We start from the raw sequence: 14876 nt of genomic DNA, 5'->3' as shown, positions 1-14876 counted from the left end.
GTACGTGCGCAGAGGAAAGGAGAAACCATGAAACGACTGCTCGCTGCCACCTTCGCCGTCACCGCCCTCGTCGGGGCACCGCTGCTGATCGGCGACGCGACCGCCTCGGCCGCGCCGCCGTTGGGCGCACCCGGCGGCTTGAACTGCCGACTGTCCTGGTACGACGCCAATACCGCGGGAATCACCTGCACCGGAGGCACATTCGTCGGCGCGGCGCAATGCGCGAACGGCAAGGTCGCCCGGGGTGCGGCGGCGCACTCCGGCACCCCGTCGTACGCCTACTGCACGTCGTTCGGCTCCTCGCTCGCCACACCCGTGCGCTGGGGGGCGTTCGAGGCCGTCTGATGGACCGGCGGTGCGGCACCGTCGCGTGTTGGCGGCGCCGCACCCTCCAGAATCCGAATGAGTCGGGCGACACGGGGATCTCGGGTCAGCCGATGATCCAGGGCGACATTGACCAGGCCCCGCAGCAGCGCGTACGCCTCCCAGCCAGCCGGAGCGATGGTGCGCGGGGCGCGGCGGGCAATACCGTCGGCGATCACCCGCGCGGCCTCCGCCGCCGTGATGCGCACATTCAGCGGCCACGGCAGCAGGCTCTCGATCTCGCGGCCCAGGTCGTCGCGGTCCAGGGTCGCGTGGGTCATCTCGGTCTGCACGATCCCGAAGTACGAGACGCCCGCCGTCGCGCCGTGCGGGGCGAGTTCCACGCGCAGCGCACGGCCGAGCTGTTCCACGGCCGCCTTGCTGATCATGTACGGCGATCCGCCCATGCCGGGTGCGAAAGCGGCACAGGAGGATACGACGACGACATGGCCGCGCGCCTCGACGATATGGTCCAGCGCCGGATGCACGGTATTGAAGACGCCGGTCAGGTTGATACCGAGAACCCTGTCGAACGACTCGGGATCCATGGTGCGCAGCGTCGCCGGTTTCGGCACCACCCCCGCATTGGCCACCACGATATCGAGGCCGCCGAAATGATCGACGGTGCGCGCGACCGCGTCGGCCATCGCGTCGCGGTCGGCCACATCGGCGGCGAGCGGCAGCGTCCGCGGGCCGAGCAGGGAAGCGCTCGCGAGCGCGCCGATACCGTCGATATCGACCAGTGCGACCGATGCGCCGCGCCGGTACAGGACGGTGGCCAGGTCACGGCCGATGCCCTGGCCCGCACCGGTGATGAGCACGGTCTTGCCGCGCACGTCGTAGTGCGGTGAGACGATTCGGCGCAGTGCGCCGAGACCGAGATCCATCACGCGCTCACCTCGTAGGAATCGATATCGAATCGGCTGGTCCGCCAGCGGTATTCGAAGCTCCAGTTCGGATAGAGCCCGGCATTGCGGCCGTCGGGGGTCTGGTAGTAGCCGGTGCAACCACCGGTCACCCACACCGTCGAGGTGCTGCGCTCGCGCATCTCCGCCAGGAACGACTGCTGCACGCGCTGCTTCACCTCCACGCGCCGCGCACCCCGCTCCCGCATGGTGGAGAGCGCGTCCACGATGTAGGCGATCTGGGATTCGATCATGAAGATGGCGGACTGATTGCCCGCCGCGCCGAACGGCCCGAGCGTGCAGAAGAAATTGGGGAACCCGGCGAGCGTCGCGCCCAGATAGCTCTGCGGCTCCTTGCGGTACAGTTCGGCCATGGAATGGTCGTCGCGGCCGATGAACCGCTCGAAAGCGCTGGGGACAGAGGTGAATCCGGTGCCGTAGATGATCGCGTCCACCGCGCGTTCGGTCCCGTCGCGCGACACGATCGAATGCGGCCGCACCTCGGCGATACCGTCGGTCACCACCTCGACATTGGGCTGATCGAGGGCGGGCAGGTAGGAGTCGGAGAAGATGGCCCGCTTACATCCGATCATGTAGTCCGGCGTGAGAATTCGCCGCAGCCGAGGATCGCGGACCTGGCGCAGCAATTGCAGCCGCCCCAACAGCTCATAGGGATGTCGGAAACGTTTGTCCACGAATCCGACCAGACCGAAACCCTCGATGGCGGTGAACCAGCCACCCCGAATCGCCTTGCCCACCATGGGCAGCCGACGCAGCAACAGCCGCTCCACCCCGTGGGTGCGACGGTCCATGCGCGGCACGATCCACGGCGCGGAGCGCTGGAAGACGGTGAGCTCGGCGACCTCGGGCTGAATCTCCGGCACGAACTGCACCGCCGAGGCCCCGGTGCCGATCACCGCGACCCGCTTGCCGGTCAGGTCGTAGTCGTGATCCCAGTGCAGCGAATGAAAGGCCTTGCCCGCGAACGTCTCCAGACCCGGCAGCGATGGATACTTGGCCTCGGCGAACAGCCCGGTCGCGGAGATCAGGACAGCGGCGGTGAAGCTGCCCCGCGAGGTCGTGATGCGCCAGCGCGACGCGCTGTCGTCCCAACGCGCCTCGAGCAGTTCGGTGTTGTATCGAATATGGCGCGGCACACCGTATTTCGTGGCGACCGCGCGAATGTAGGCGAGAATCTCCGACTGCTTGCCGTACTTGCGCGACCAATCCGGATTCGGCGCGAAGGAGTAGCTGTACAACTGCGACGGCACATCGCAGGCGCACCCCGGATAGGTATTGGCCTGCCAGGTACCGCCCAGATCGCCCGCCCGCTCGAGAATGACGAGATCGTCGAATCCGGCCTGCCGCAACTTGATTGCGAGCCCGATGCCGCCGAACCCGGCCCCGACGATCGCTATGTGGTGGTGCTCGTTCACAGATCCACCACCACGGTCTCGCCCGCCGCGCGGGAGACGCAGGTCAGCATGTGGTCCGCGCGTTCGGCCTGCGGCAGAGTCCGGTCGCGGTGATCGACCTCCCCGGTCAACACCCGGGTCTTACAGGTGCCGCAGAAGCCCTGCTGACAGGAGTAGACCACATCGGGCACCACGCGCCGAATGGCGGCGAGCGCGGTCTCCTCGGCACCGACGCGCACCGTGCGGCCGGTGCGCGCGAGCCGGATATCGAATGCCCGGCCGTCGGTCACCGGCAGTGCGGAGAAACGCTCGGTGTGCAGCGATCCGGTCGGATTCACCTCGAACATGGTCGCCTGGGCGGCGGCCAGCACCGGCGGCGGACCGCAGACATACACGGCCGCACCGGGTTCGGCGCGCGCGATCAAGGCCGCGATATCCGGCGTCCCGAATTCGTCGTCGGGCCGGACCTCCGCCTCGGGCACCTCGTCGAGAAACGGCATCGTCGCCCGCGAACGCCCCAGATAGATGAGCTGCCCCCGGGATCCGGCGGCCTTGGCCATCGGCAGAATCGGCGTGATGCCGATCCCCGCGGCGAGGAACAGATACGACGGGGCCGCCACGAAGGTGAACGCGTTGCGCGGCCCCCGCGCCCGCAACGCGGTACCGCTGCGCAGCGCGCGATGCATCTCCAGCGACCCGCCATCGCCGTTCACCATGCGCCGCACCGCGATCCGATAACTCGACCGATCACTCGGATCACCGCACAGCGAGTACTGCCGCTGCCGACCCGAGGGCAGGAACACATCCAGATGCGATCCGGGCCGCCACGCGGGCAGCGGCCCGCCGTCCATGGCGCGCAAGGTGAACGACAGGACGTCGACCGTCTCGTCGGTGATCTGATCGACTACCAGATTCAGATCGAAGCCGCTGTGGCGCACCGGATTCGACCGCGACAACAGGTGCGCCGTCGGCCCGGAGACGAAAATCCGCTTGTAGGTGTCCATCGCGGCGCTCAACAGCCGCAGTCCGGGCGCGGGCGTGAATTCCGGAGTCACCGCCGGCGCCGCCATCAGTGACCCACCGCCCGCGCGGCGGGGGAGTGCGCCAGATAACGCAGCGCCTTGTCCATCGGACCGAGCTGCGACGGATGGAATCCGCGCCGCAGATACCGGGGCATCTCGGTGAAAAAGGTTGTCCAGCTGGGGATCACGCCGCGCCGGGTGGCGCTCACAAACTGCAGCGCCCAGAACCGGCCCTTGTTCGGCGAGGGATCGTTGCGGTACAGGTAGGCGGTCGACACGATGAACAGCGGCAACAGCGTCGCGGTGGCCAGCACCGCCGTGCGCGCCCGCCGGGCATAGCTACCGTCCACGTGCGCGTAGGCGTCGAAGACCACACTGCGGTGCTCGACCTCCTCGGCCCCGTGCCAGCGCACCAGATCCAGCATGGCCGGATGCATACCGCGCTCGGCCAGAATATCGGCGTTGAGCAGCCATTCGCCGATCACAGCCGTGAAATGCTCCATCCCCGCGAAGAGTCCGAGCCGCTCCTTCAACCACTCCTCCCGGGCGCGCCCGGTGAGTCCGTGATCGCCGAGAATCCGGTCCACCAACCACGCGACGGCGTTGACATAGGACTCGACATCCAAGCCGATCGATTGCAGATGCGCCCGCGCGCCCTCGTGGCTGGCGGCGTGCATGGCCTCCTGACCGATGAAACCCTGCACCTCCTCGCGCAAGCGCTCATCGGAGATGAAAGGCAGTGCCTCGGCGAGGCATTGGGCCATGGCCCGCTCGCCCTCCGGCAGCACCAGGTGCATCACATTGACGATGTGGGTGGCGAGCACCTCGCCCGGGATGTAGTGCATCGGCACCGAATCGAAGTCGAAACGCACATCGCGAGCCCGGATCGCATGCGCTTCCTCGCGGTAGGGGCGCGTCGTCGCGCCGACTTTCGCAGCCATACGGCGAATGTACAGAGCAACAAATCCTATGGCAATGTTGCAGCCACAATTGGTAGCGGAATGTTGCAGCGGCGCGTGATGCTGCTAGCGTCGATGGTGTGTCAACCACGTCCACACCCCCGGTGACCTCGCACGATGCTCAGGACAGCATCGAGTCGCGCATTCTCGACGCGGCGCTGGTGCAGTTCGAACGGCTCGGGGTGAAGAAGACGACCATCGAGGATGTCGCCCGGCAGGCGGGCGTGGATCGGGTCACCGTGTACCGACGCGTGGGCTCGCGCGACGACCTGGTGCAGGCCGTGGTGAGCCGCGAGGTCGGGGTGGTGCTGACCGAGCTGTCGCGAATCGTGGAGCGGCACAGCGAGATCGGCGATCTGGTGGCCGATATCTTCACCACGGTGCTCACCATGTGGCGCGAGCACCCGCTGGCGCGACGGCTGCTGGCCCTCGAGCCCGAACGCGTCATCACCAAGCTCACCACCGAGGGCGCGGCCGTCTTCGCCATGACCGTCGCCGCGACCGCCAGCACCCTGGAACGCGCGACCGAGCGCGGGCTACTGCCGGAGATCCCCGACCTGCACACCCGCGCCGAAGTCGCCTGCCGCGTGGTGCATTCGCTCATTCTCGCGCCCGACGGCGGCGTCCGCCTCGACACCGAGGCGGAGCTGGCCGCGTTCGCGAAGACCTATCTGCTGCCCATCATCGCGGGCTGACGCGGCCCCTCACTCCGGTTGGTCCGGTTCCCGAATCTCCTGCGGCACCGAACCTCCCGCGACATCGGCGGCAATGCCGAGATCCTCCTCATAGGTGCCGGTGCCCAGATCCTCGTCGCTCTCGCGCATGCCCAGGACATCGGATTCGGGCACATCCGGGTCGGTGACCACGGCGTCGGCGGAGGTGTCGGGCTCCTCCTCGGCCAGGCGCTCGTCCAGCGGACGCTGATGGCCCTCCTCCCACTGCGTCATGCCGTATTCGGTGACGCCCGTCCAATGCTCGGGCGGATCCATGCCCTCCTCGTAGGGATCCTGGCGCAGCTGGTCCTCGTCCAGGTCCTCGGCGCTGCTCAGCGCCGCCGGATCGGTCTCGACCGCATCCGGGTCGCCGGTGCTCTGCGGCGGATCGTAGGTCTGCTTGGGTTCACTCATCACGGCCTCCCGAGTGGGTCGATCATTCGGTGATCCGTGGCGGCGATACCCGCCCCGCGTCCGGCGAAACTCGACCGCGATCAGCGCGACAGTTCCTCGACACCGGCGCGGGCGAACTGCTCGTCGAGATCACCGCTGGGCGCTCCGGCCACCCCGATTCCGGCGATCGGCGCACCGCCCGCGGTGACGGGCGCGCCGCCCGCGAGGAACAGGGTGCCCGGGATATCGGCGAGCGTCGGGGCACCGGCGAGGCGCTTGCTCAGCTCGGACGTCGGCGCGTTCCAGGAGACGGCGGTGAAGGCCTTGCGCTCGGCGGAGTCGTAGGACTGCGGGCCCGCCCCGTCGCCGCGCAGCGTCACGAGGGTATTGCCGTCGCGGTCCACCACGGCGACGCTCACGCGCTGGTTCTGCTGTTCGGCGGCGTCCAGGGCGGCCTGGGCGGCGCGGGTCGCGGCATCGATGGTCAGGCCGGTGGACTGGCGCAGATTGCCCGTGCTGGCGTCGGCGACCAGGGCCACCTCGGCGGGGGCGTCGGAGCCGGTGAGGTCGACCGCGACGGCTCCCGCGCCGACGGCGGCGACCACGGCGGCGCCGGTGAGCAGGCCGGTCAGGGTGCGGCGGGACTTGGTGATGGTCATGATCGCGGTATCCGTTCGTTCGCTGGAAGTGCTTGCCCTACCGATCCTGCTGCCGCGGCAGTGGTACGGCATCGGCGAGGCAGCCACTCCTCGGCGGCGGTACGGGGGATGCTCGGGTCAACCGATCGGATGACCCGAGGGGTCGGCGAGTGCGGGAAGAATGAGAAGTCGAGTGCCCGAGTGGAGGTGATGACATGGCACGGCCGAACCCGAACGGCGACGCGGACCGATGGATCGGCCTCGTCATGTACGCCGCGTTCCTGCTGCTGGTGGGCGCTTCCGTGGCACGATTCCTGATCCGCCACCCCGACTCCGACCGGCTGCCGGTCGTCCTCGCGCTGTCGGTGCTGCTGGCCGGGGTCTACGCGGTCGGCGCGCGACGCGGCCGCCGCACCTGGTTGGCCGTGGTGGTCGCGCTCTGGATCGTGCTCGTGGTGCTGGCACCCAGCTTCGCGTGGTGTGCGGTGCCGTTGCTGTACACCGGCTTACGGATTCTCCCCGTGCGCACCGCGCTGATTCTGGTCACCGTCCTGACCGCCTTCGTCATGGGCGCGCAGCTGAAACTGGCGGGCTGGGCCGATCCGTCGATCCTCGTGGCCCTGCCCACCGTCACCGCCGTCGCCACCGCCGTGTTCGTGTACATGCGACGGCAGGCCGAGCGACAGCGCGCGCTCATCGACGATCTGATGCGCACCCGCCGCGAACTGGCCGCCACCGAACGCCGCGCGGGCACCCTCGCCGAACGCCAACGCCTCGCCATGGAAATCCACGACACCCTCGCACAGGGCCTGTCGAGCCAGCGCATGCTGCTCCAAGCCGCGGACCGCGTCTGGGACGCCGACGCCGAGCGGGCCCGCGGCCATGTGCGCACCGCCGAGGCCATCGCGGAGCAGAACCTCACCGAGGCACGGCAATTCGTGCACGACCTGGCACCGGCCGATCTCGCCGCGCACGGGTCGCTGGTCACGGCCCTGGACGCGCTGGCCGCGCGGGAGAGCACCGAGGCGCTCACCATCCGATTCCACGGTGAGGGAGAGGCGGTCACGGTGCCCGCACCCGTCGAGGCGACGCTGCTGCGCATCACGCAGGGCGCGCTGGCCAATGTCCGCGAACACGCGCACGCCACCCAGGCCACCGTCACCCTGACCATGCTCGAGGATCGCGTCGTCCTCGATATCGCCGACGACGGAACGGGATTCGACCCCGAGACCGCCCGCCCCGGCGCATCCGGCGAACCCGGCCAACGTGGGTACGGACTCGCCGCCATTCGCGCCCGACTACACCAATTCGGAGGCACCTTGACCATCGAATCCGCGCCCGGTGAGGGCACCGTGCTCTCCGCCTCGATCCCGCTGCGGCAGTCATGAATTCGCCGATCCGGGTGCTGGTCTGCGACGACCACGCCGTGGTGCGCGCCGGACTGCTGGCCCTGCTCGACAGTGCCGCGGATGTCGAGGTGGTGGCCGAGGCGGGCACCGGGGCCGAAGCGGTGGCGTTGACCGAGCGCCACCATCCGGATGTGGTGCTCATGGATCTACAGCTCGGCTCCGGCATCGACGGTGTGGAGGCCACCCGCCGAATAACCGCCGTGCCCGGCAACACCTCTCACGTCCTCGTCCTCACCACCTACGACACCGACGCCGATATCGCCCGCGCCATCGAGGCGGGCGCGACCGGCTACCTGCTCAAAGCCGAACGGCCCGAGGAACTCTTCGCCGCCATTCGCGCCGCCGCGCAGGGCCGCCCCGCGCTCTCCCCGCCCGTCGCCCAGCGGGTCATGGCCCGTATGCGAAATCCCGGGCCCGCCTTGACCGCTCGCGAACTCGACATCCTCGCGCAGCTGGCGCACGGTCTCGGCAATCGCGAGATCGCCCGCGCCCTGCACATCAGCGAGGCCACCGTGAAGACCCACCTCGGTCGTATCTACGACAAGCTCGGGGTCGACACCCGCGCCGCCGCGGTCGCGGTCGCCAAGGAGCAGCGCCTGCTCGCCTGAGCGCCGGAATCACAATGGTCGGGTTTGCGGCCGGGGGAACGAGGTATCCGTCAAAACGGTAGGCGCGTACGCCCCGGTACTCAGTGTTGCCGAGTGTTAGCCTGAGTCGGGCGCTGTATGGACCTACCGGTTTCGTTCGGCTTACGACGCAAAGGGGACGTTCATGTTGCTCCGCCGACTGGCCCGACCGCTGCTGGCCTCCGCATTCGTGGTGGACGGCGTCGACACGCTGCTGCATCCGGAGCGGCGGGTAGAGGCGGCCACCACCTTGATGGCGCGCGCCAAGGAAGCGAGTCCCGGGGAATCGGGGGCGAAGATTTCGGCCGATCCGGCCATGGTGGTGCGCGTGAACGCCGGAGCGCAGGTCGCTGGCGGTGTGCTGCTGGCTTTGGGCCGGGCCCCGCGCGCCGCGGCACTGGTCTTGGCCGCCACCGTGGTCCCGGCCGCGGTGACCGAACAGGACTTCTGGGCGGAGAAGGACCCCGAACGCAAGGCCGCCAAACGCGCCGCCTTCCTCAAGGACGTGAGCCTGCTCGGCGGACTGCTCATCGCGAGCGCCGATACCGAGGGCAAACCCTCGCTGGGCTGGCGGGGCCGCCGCGCCGCGCAGAGCGCCATGGCGACCGTCTCCGCCGCACTGCCCATCGGCGCATCGAGTGACGGCGCGGGAGATCGCCTGCACGACACCGCGATTCGCGCCCGCGCCCTGGCGAGCACCGCCGCGGCCCGCAGCGCCGAACTGGCGGAGGCGGCACAGGCCAAGGGCGCGAAGCTGGCCGAGGTGGCCAAGGAACGTGGCCCGGAGTTGGCCGAGGCGGCCAAGGAGCGCGGCGCGCATTTCGCCGAATTGGCCAAGGAGCGCGGCCCGGAATTCGCGGAGGCCGCCAAGGAACGGAGCGCGCACTTCGCCGAACTCGCCAAGGAGCGTGGACCGGAGTTCGCCGAAGCCGCCAAGGAGCGCGCGGCCTACCTCGCCGAGCTCGCCAAGGAACGAGGACCGGAATTCGCCGAGGCGGCCCGCGAGCGCGGGGCCGACTGGGCCGAGATCGCCCGCGAGCGCGGCTCGGAATGGGCCGAGGTCGCCAAGGATCGCGGACCCGAACTCGCCGCCACCGCCCGCAAGCGCGGCGCGCATCTGGTGGATTCGGTGCGCGACACCGCCGATACCAAACCGCGCCGCCGGTGGCGCTGACGCGAGCGCGTGGACGGCCTACCCGCCGAAGGCGATTCGGGAGCGGGTAGGCCGACACTTTCGAGCGGATTCGTGTGCTGCGCCTTCCAATGAACGCGCGGGTGGGATACTCCAGGGGTGAACGGCCCTTTGCACATTCCCGCCCCCGCGCCGGGCGAAACCGACGGCGCGCCAGCGGCCGCCCAACACCAAGAATCGGTGGGCGGATTCCGCTTCTGGTTCGTGGGTCAACGCTGGGAGTGGTCCGACGAGGTCGCGCGCATGCACGGCTACGAGCCGGGCGAGGTGGAACCGACCACCGAACTGCTGATGTCGCACAAACACCCCGATGACCGGGCGCATGTACAGGACCTTCTCGATTACGCGCTGCACTCGGGCGAATCGTTCTCCAGCCGCCACCGCTTCCTGGACACCTCCGGCGCGATCCACAATGTGATCGTGGTGGCCGACCGCATGTTCGACGAGTCCGGCACGGTGGTCGGCACCTCGGGCTACTACATCGATCTCACCGACACGCTCGCCGAGACCACCCAGGAAATCCTGGACGAGACCCTGCCCGAGCTGTTCCAGGCGCGCGCGGTCATCGAACAGGCCAAGGGGGTACTCATGCTGATCTACCGAATCAATGCCGATCAGGCGTTCCGGGTGCTGCGCTGGCGCTCGCAGGAGACGAACACCAAACTCCGCGCGCTGGCCACCCAACTCGTGGCCGAGCTCGACACGATCCCCTCCTCGGCCCCGGCGACCCAGAGCCACTTCGACCACCTGCTGCTCACCGTGCACGAACGCATCCCGTCCGAACGCCCGTCCCGGCGCGCCGCCAACGGCCCGGACGGCCGGTCGTAATCTCTTACGGCGGCAAGGTGAGAGCTCGATACGGGAAGACGGATGAAGCTGTTGAGGGTCGCCCACGAGGTCGGCGACAATGCGGTGATCGTGCGCGCCGAGGGCGATGTGGACATGAGCAGTGTCCACGTCCTCGTCGCGGGATTGAAGGCGGGCCTGGAGTTGGCCCTTACCCATCCGTCCCACCTGTTGGTCGGAGATCTGCGCCCCGTCACCTATTTCGGCAGTGCGGGATTGAACGCCGTGCTCGAATGTCATGAACAGGGAGCGGAGGGCGGCGTCGCGGTGCGTCTGGTGGCCGCCGACGCCCGCGTGCTACGACCGATCGAGGTGACGAACTTGGACAGCATCCTGGATGTGTATCCGACGATGGACGACGCCTTGGGTATCGAGCCGTCCGGCACCGAGAAACCGGCACGGGATTCCTAGGGGCAGCCGTGCACTCGCCCGCCTCCTCCGGTCCCGCGCTGCCGTCCGACCTGCGGCTCGCGACCGCGCTGGGCGGCGAGATGGGGCGGCGGTTCGCCGAATTCGATTGGGCCACACATCCGCTCGGCCCGCCGTCGGGCTGGCCGTCGGAACTGCGGGCGTCGGTGGCGGTCGCCTTGACCTCCCGGTTCCCGATCATTCTGTGGCTGGGGGCGCGCGAGCTGTTCCTGGTGTACAACGACGCCTACATTCCGATTCTGGGCGACAAGCATCCGGCGGCGCTGGGGCGTACCGGCCGTGATGTGTGGTGGGACGTCTGGGCTTCCATCGAACCCATGCTGCGCAGCGTGGTGGAGACCGGGGCGGCGACCTGGTCGGACGATCTCATGCTGCCGCTGGTCACCGGAAACCGGCCACAGGAACGGTATTTCACGTTCAGCTACAGCCCGCTCATCGCCGTCGACGGCGTCGTGGGCGGTGTGTTCTGCGCGGTGACCGAGACGACCGAGCGGGTGCTGGGCGAGCGTCGACTGCACGCGCTCAACGCGGTCGCCGCGGCGGTGATGGAGACCCGCACCGTCGTGGACGCGGTCTGCACGACGGTCGCGGTGTGCGCGCGCCATCCGGCGGATCTGCCCTTCGTCGCGGTGTACGTGGAAGACGCTGGGGCACAGGAGATCACCCTGCGCGGCGCGACCGAACGGGTGCTGCCACTGCTCCCGGCCACGCTCTCGGAACTCACCGCGTGGACACCGGCGCGCGACTCTCGCACCGACAGCCACGAGATCGACGATCTGGCGTCGGTGATTCCCGGTCTCCCAACGGTTTTCGACGAGGACTGCCCCGAGCGCGCCCTCCTGCTGCCGCTGGGTCCGGAGTCGGCGCGCGGCGTGCTGGTCATCGCCACCAGTCCGCGTCGACCGCTGGACCAGCAGTACCGGGGTTTCTGCCGCCTGCTCGCCGACCAGCTCTCGTCGGCCTTCGCCGCGGCGGTCTCGTATGAGCAGCAGCGTCGCCGCGCGGACGAACTGGCCGAACTCGACCGCGCGAAAACGGCTTTCCTGACCAATGTCAGCCACGAATTCCGCACGCCGCTCACGCTATTGCTCGGTCCGGTGGACGACGCGCTGGCCGCGGCCGACGGCGACGCGCTGCTGACCGACCGACTGCGCACCGCCCGCCGCAATGCCGGACGCCTGCTGCGCCTGGTGGATTCGCTGCTCGACTTCTCCCGCATCGAATCCGGCCGCGCCACCGCGCGGCTGGAACGCGCCGATGTGGGCGCGCTGACCGCCGATATCGCCTCCTCGTTCACCGAACTGTGCGAGCGGGCCGGGCTGGTGCTGGTGCTCGACTGCCACGCGGTCGCCGCCGAGGTGGACGCCGCCATGTGGGAGACGGTGGTGCTGAACCTGCTCTCCAACGCCGTGAAATACACCTTCCACGGCGAGATTCGGGTGCAGGTGCGCGCCGAGAACACCGACCAGTGCCGAATTACGGTGCGCGACACCGGTATCGGCATCGCGCGCGGTGAAGTGGGGCGGCTGTTCGACCGCTTCTACCGCGCCGAGAACGCGCGCGCCCGCAGCGTGGAGGGCACCGGGATCGGGCTGTCCCTGGTGCGCGGACTGGTCGAATTACACCGGGGGACGGTGGATATCGACAGCGAACCCGGCCTGGGCACCACCGTCACCATTCGGCTCCCGCGCAGCACCGAGAATCCGCCCGCCGAGCGAGTGCACCCGAGGACCGGAGCCGACAATCCCTATGTGGCCGAGGCCGGGCAATGGCTCGGCGTCGAGCCCGGCGGCGACCACCTCACGGCGGGACGGGACGTGAATTCCCGGGCGGGCGAACTGGTCTCGCTCGGTGCGCGGACCGAGACCGGCGGCCACTCGCCCGCGCTCGCCGTCGAGAAGTCGGGCGCGCGGCTGCCCGACACCATCCAGCGCCCACGCCGCGACGGCGGCGCGCGACGCGAACTCGTCCTCATCGCCGACGACAACGCCGATATGCGCAGACATCTCGACCGGGTGCTGTCCGCGCACTGGGATACCGTTCTCGTGGGCGACGGCGAATCGGCGCTGCGGGCGGTGCGCAAGCATCGACCCGATGCGGTCGTCACCGATGTGATGATGCCCGGACTCGACGGATTCGCCTTCGTCGCTGCCGTGCGCGCCGATCCGGAGCTGGCGGCCACGCCGGTCATCATGTTGTCGGCCCGCGCGGGCCGCGAATCGGCCAGCGCCGGATTCGCCGGTGGCGCCGACGATTACATACCGAAGCCGTTCACCTCCCGGGATCTGGTCGACCGTGTCGCCGCCCGCCTGGCCGCCGCCGCCCGGGAACGGGCCGGACGGCTGCGCGTCGACGGCGGCGCGCGCCGCGCCGCCGCGCTGAGCGAACTCGAATTCGCGCTGCACTCCACCGATACCGTCGGCAGTATCCTCGCCGCCCTCCTCGAGACCGCGCCCGCCGCCGCCAGCGGCGCCGTCATCGCCGTCCTCGACGGTGAAACCGATTGCATCCGTGTCGAATACGCGGGCGATATCGCGGATCGGCCGACCGGTCGACCGCAGGTGCTCGCCCTCGACGCGCCCACGCCGATCGTCGATGTCATCCGCACCGGCCGACTGGTGGTGGTGAACGCCGCCGACGGCACCGGGGCCGACGTGCTCGGGGGAGCGGGGGACAGCCGCGCCAGCGTCACCTATCCGCTGCGCGACGACGCCGATCGGGTGATCGGCGCGCTGGCGCTGCTGTGGTCGCATCCACGCACCTTCGACGCGGTCGACCTGGAGGTGCTGGCCGCCGTCGCCGAGGTGGCGCGCCGTGCGCTGGGCCGAGTGCGCACCCTGGCGCGCGAACACCGCATCGCCGTCGAATTCCAGGAACAGCTCCTGGACCTGGACCGCCGGTCGACGGCCGCGGTGGTCGGCGCGGTGTACCAACCGGCCGGTGAAGCCATGCGGGTCGGCGGCGACTGGTACCTCGCAGTTCCACTGCGCGAGCCCAACCGCCTCGGCATCTCGGTCGGCGACGTGGTCGGACACGGGCTGCCCGCCGCGGTGGCCATGAGCAAACTGCGCTCCGGGCTGGCGTCGGGGGCGCTGACCGCCGCCGATCCGGCCGCGGTGCTCGAGACCGTGGACCATTTCGCGACCGCGGTGCCGGGCAGCCGCTGCGCGACGCTGGTCTACGCGGTGGTCGACACCCCCGCGCGCACCCTCGAATACAGCTGCGCCGGACACCCGTATCCGTTGCTGCTCACCCCGGACGGGCAGGCCGCATTCCTCACCGGAGGACGGCGGCCACCGGTCGCGGTGCCCAACGCCGGGAGCCGGGGAGCTTTCGGGCGCGCCGATATCCCGCCCGGCAGCGTCGTCCTGCTCTACACCGACGGGCTGATCGAACGCCCCGGGGAGAGCCTCGATATCGGTTTCGAACGGCTCCGCACCACCTTCGCCGAGTGCGCGCACCTCCCGGTGGGGGAGATCTGCACCGAACTGCTGCGCCGCCTCGCCCCGCCCGACGGCTACTCCGACGACGTCGCCGTGCTGGCGGTGCGCCCGGTGCACGCCACCGCCCGCGGCTTCGCCATCGTGCTGCCCGCCACCCCCGCACGGGTGACCGAAGCCCGAAACCGCTTGCGGCGCTGGCTGATCGATCACGATATCGCCCCGGACCGCGGCTACGACATCCTGCTCGCGGTGGGCGAGGCGCTCGCCAACGCCATCGAGCACGGCGGCCACTCCGACGGCCGGTCCACGGTCTCGATCGAAGCGTTCCGGGTGCGGGACAGTGTCGTGGCGACGGTCAGCGATCCGGGCACGTGGTCACCGGATCCGACCACCCCCGCACTCGACGGCGAGCTGCGCGGGCGCGGGTACACGCTCATGCACGGTCTGGCCGATCACGTCGACACGCTGCGCACACCGCACGGTACCCGCGTCACGCTGCGGTTCGAGCACACCGACTAGCGGT

14 protein-coding genes are annotated in these 14876 nt (G+C 69.6%); 8 read left to right on the top strand and 6 right to left on the bottom strand.

Annotated elements, in window-relative coordinates; genetic code table 11:
* Positions 1 to 27: 27 nt before the first annotated feature.
* A complete protein-coding gene (locus ACIBH2_RS32120) occupies positions 28 to 345 on the top strand; it encodes a hypothetical protein (protein ID WP_397124436.1) in 318 nt (105 codons plus the stop codon).
* Here ACIBH2_RS32120 and ACIBH2_RS32115 read toward each other — a convergent pair.
* Genes ACIBH2_RS32115 through ACIBH2_RS32100 form a run of 4 tightly spaced genes read right to left on the bottom strand, consistent with a single transcriptional unit; the run spans position 279 to position 4646 of the window.
* On the bottom strand, positions 279 to 1250 hold the full coding sequence (locus ACIBH2_RS32115; RefSeq protein WP_397124435.1) for an SDR family oxidoreductase: 972 nt from the start codon (positions 1248 to 1250) through the stop codon (positions 279 to 281). The genes ACIBH2_RS32120 and ACIBH2_RS32115 overlap by 67 nt on opposite strands.
* Complete coding sequence (locus ACIBH2_RS32110) at positions 1250 to 2704, bottom strand: flavin-containing monooxygenase (RefSeq protein WP_397124432.1); 1455 nt, start codon at positions 2702 to 2704, stop codon at positions 1250 to 1252. The genes ACIBH2_RS32115 and ACIBH2_RS32110 overlap by 1 nt, the downstream gene beginning before the upstream one ends.
* Positions 2701 to 3753, bottom strand: coding sequence for a PDR/VanB family oxidoreductase (locus ACIBH2_RS32105; protein ID WP_397124429.1), 1053 nt, complete (start codon positions 3751 to 3753; stop codon positions 2701 to 2703). Before ACIBH2_RS32105 ends, ACIBH2_RS32110 begins: the two co-directional genes overlap by 4 nt.
* Positions 3753 to 4646 (bottom strand): metal-dependent hydrolase, encoded by an 894-nt coding sequence (locus ACIBH2_RS32100; RefSeq protein WP_397124427.1) that lies wholly within the window; start codon positions 4644 to 4646, stop codon positions 3753 to 3755. The genes ACIBH2_RS32105 and ACIBH2_RS32100 overlap by 1 nt, the downstream gene beginning before the upstream one ends.
* Before the next feature lie 98 nt (positions 4647 to 4744).
* Between ACIBH2_RS32100 and ACIBH2_RS32095 the strand changes: the two genes are divergently transcribed.
* Positions 4745 to 5359, top strand: a complete 615-nt coding sequence (locus tag ACIBH2_RS32095) for a TetR/AcrR family transcriptional regulator (protein ID WP_397124425.1) — start codon at positions 4745 to 4747, stop codon at positions 5357 to 5359.
* Between the two features lie 9 nt (positions 5360 to 5368).
* Here ACIBH2_RS32095 and ACIBH2_RS32090 read toward each other — a convergent pair whose 3' ends face one another.
* Positions 5369 to 5791 carry a hypothetical protein gene (locus ACIBH2_RS32090; protein WP_397124423.1) on the bottom strand — a complete coding sequence of 141 codons (423 nt, stop codon included), beginning with the start codon at positions 5789 to 5791 and terminating at the stop codon, positions 5369 to 5371.
* 80 nt (positions 5792 to 5871) lie between these two features.
* Complete coding sequence (locus ACIBH2_RS32085) at positions 5872 to 6429, bottom strand: heme-binding protein (RefSeq protein WP_397124421.1); 558 nt, start codon at positions 6427 to 6429, stop codon at positions 5872 to 5874.
* Positions 6430 to 6623: 194 nt separating this feature from the next.
* Here ACIBH2_RS32085 and ACIBH2_RS32080 point away from each other — a divergent pair, with 194 nt between their 5' ends.
* The 6 genes from ACIBH2_RS32080 (at position 6624) to ACIBH2_RS32055 (ending at position 14872) form a co-directional block, all read left to right on the top strand.
* Complete coding sequence (locus ACIBH2_RS32080) at positions 6624 to 7796, top strand: sensor histidine kinase (RefSeq protein ID WP_397124419.1); 1173 nt, start codon at positions 6624 to 6626, stop codon at positions 7794 to 7796.
* Complete coding sequence (locus ACIBH2_RS32075; RefSeq protein WP_397124417.1) at positions 7793 to 8425, top strand: response regulator; 633 nt, start codon at positions 7793 to 7795, stop codon at positions 8423 to 8425. The genes ACIBH2_RS32080 and ACIBH2_RS32075 overlap by 4 nt, the downstream gene beginning before the upstream one ends.
* Positions 8426 to 8588: 163 nt before the next feature.
* The gene (locus ACIBH2_RS32070) at positions 8589 to 9617 is read left to right on the top strand and encodes a DoxX family membrane protein (RefSeq protein WP_397124415.1); all 1029 of its coding nucleotides are present in this window, start codon (positions 8589 to 8591) and stop codon (positions 9615 to 9617) included.
* Positions 9618 to 9752: 135 nt separating this feature from the next.
* Entirely contained in the window at positions 9753 to 10463 is a 711-nt protein-coding gene (locus ACIBH2_RS32065) for a PAS and ANTAR domain-containing protein (RefSeq protein ID WP_397124699.1), read from the top strand.
* Positions 10464 to 10505: 42 nt separating this feature from the next.
* The gene (locus tag ACIBH2_RS32060) at positions 10506 to 10892 is read left to right on the top strand and encodes an STAS domain-containing protein (RefSeq protein ID WP_397124413.1); all 387 of its coding nucleotides are present in this window, start codon (positions 10506 to 10508) and stop codon (positions 10890 to 10892) included.
* An 8-nt stretch (positions 10893 to 10900) separates the two neighbouring features.
* Positions 10901 to 14872: a SpoIIE family protein phosphatase gene (locus ACIBH2_RS32055; RefSeq protein ID WP_397124411.1), complete on the top strand. Its 3972-nt coding sequence runs from the start codon at positions 10901 to 10903 to the stop codon at positions 14870 to 14872.
* The last annotated feature ends 4 nt before the right edge of the window (positions 14873 to 14876 follow it).

This window comes from Nocardia sp. NPDC050406 (genome assembly GCF_044459025.1).
GTDB lineage: Bacteria > Actinomycetota > Actinomycetes > Mycobacteriales > Mycobacteriaceae > Nocardia.
This window is presented reverse-complemented; position numbering and strand designations above follow the sequence as displayed.

Coding starts and splice junctions, on each gene's coding strand:
- ACIBH2_RS32075 (WP_397124417.1), top strand. CDS start 7,793: ATGAATTCGCCGATCCGGGTGCTGGTCTGCGACGACCACGCCGTGGTG.
- ACIBH2_RS32090 (WP_397124423.1), bottom strand. CDS start 5,791: ATGAGTGAACCCAAGCAGACCTACGATCCGCCGCAGAGCACCGGCGAC.
- ACIBH2_RS32070 (WP_397124415.1), top strand. CDS start 8,589: ATGTTGCTCCGCCGACTGGCCCGACCGCTGCTGGCCTCCGCATTCGTG.
- ACIBH2_RS32080 (WP_397124419.1), top strand. CDS start 6,624: ATGGCACGGCCGAACCCGAACGGCGACGCGGACCGATGGATCGGCCTC.
- ACIBH2_RS32105 (WP_397124429.1), bottom strand. CDS start 3,753: ATGGCGGCGCCGGCGGTGACTCCGGAATTCACGCCCGCGCCCGGACTG.
- ACIBH2_RS32120 (WP_397124436.1), top strand. CDS start 28: ATGAAACGACTGCTCGCTGCCACCTTCGCCGTCACCGCCCTCGTCGGG.
- ACIBH2_RS32060 (WP_397124413.1), top strand. CDS start 10,506: ATGAAGCTGTTGAGGGTCGCCCACGAGGTCGGCGACAATGCGGTGATC.
- ACIBH2_RS32100 (WP_397124427.1), bottom strand. CDS start 4,646: ATGGCTGCGAAAGTCGGCGCGACGACGCGCCCCTACCGCGAGGAAGCG.
- ACIBH2_RS32115 (WP_397124435.1), bottom strand. CDS start 1,250: ATGGATCTCGGTCTCGGCGCACTGCGCCGAATCGTCTCACCGCACTAC.
- ACIBH2_RS32085 (WP_397124421.1), bottom strand. CDS start 6,429: ATGACCATCACCAAGTCCCGCCGCACCCTGACCGGCCTGCTCACCGGC.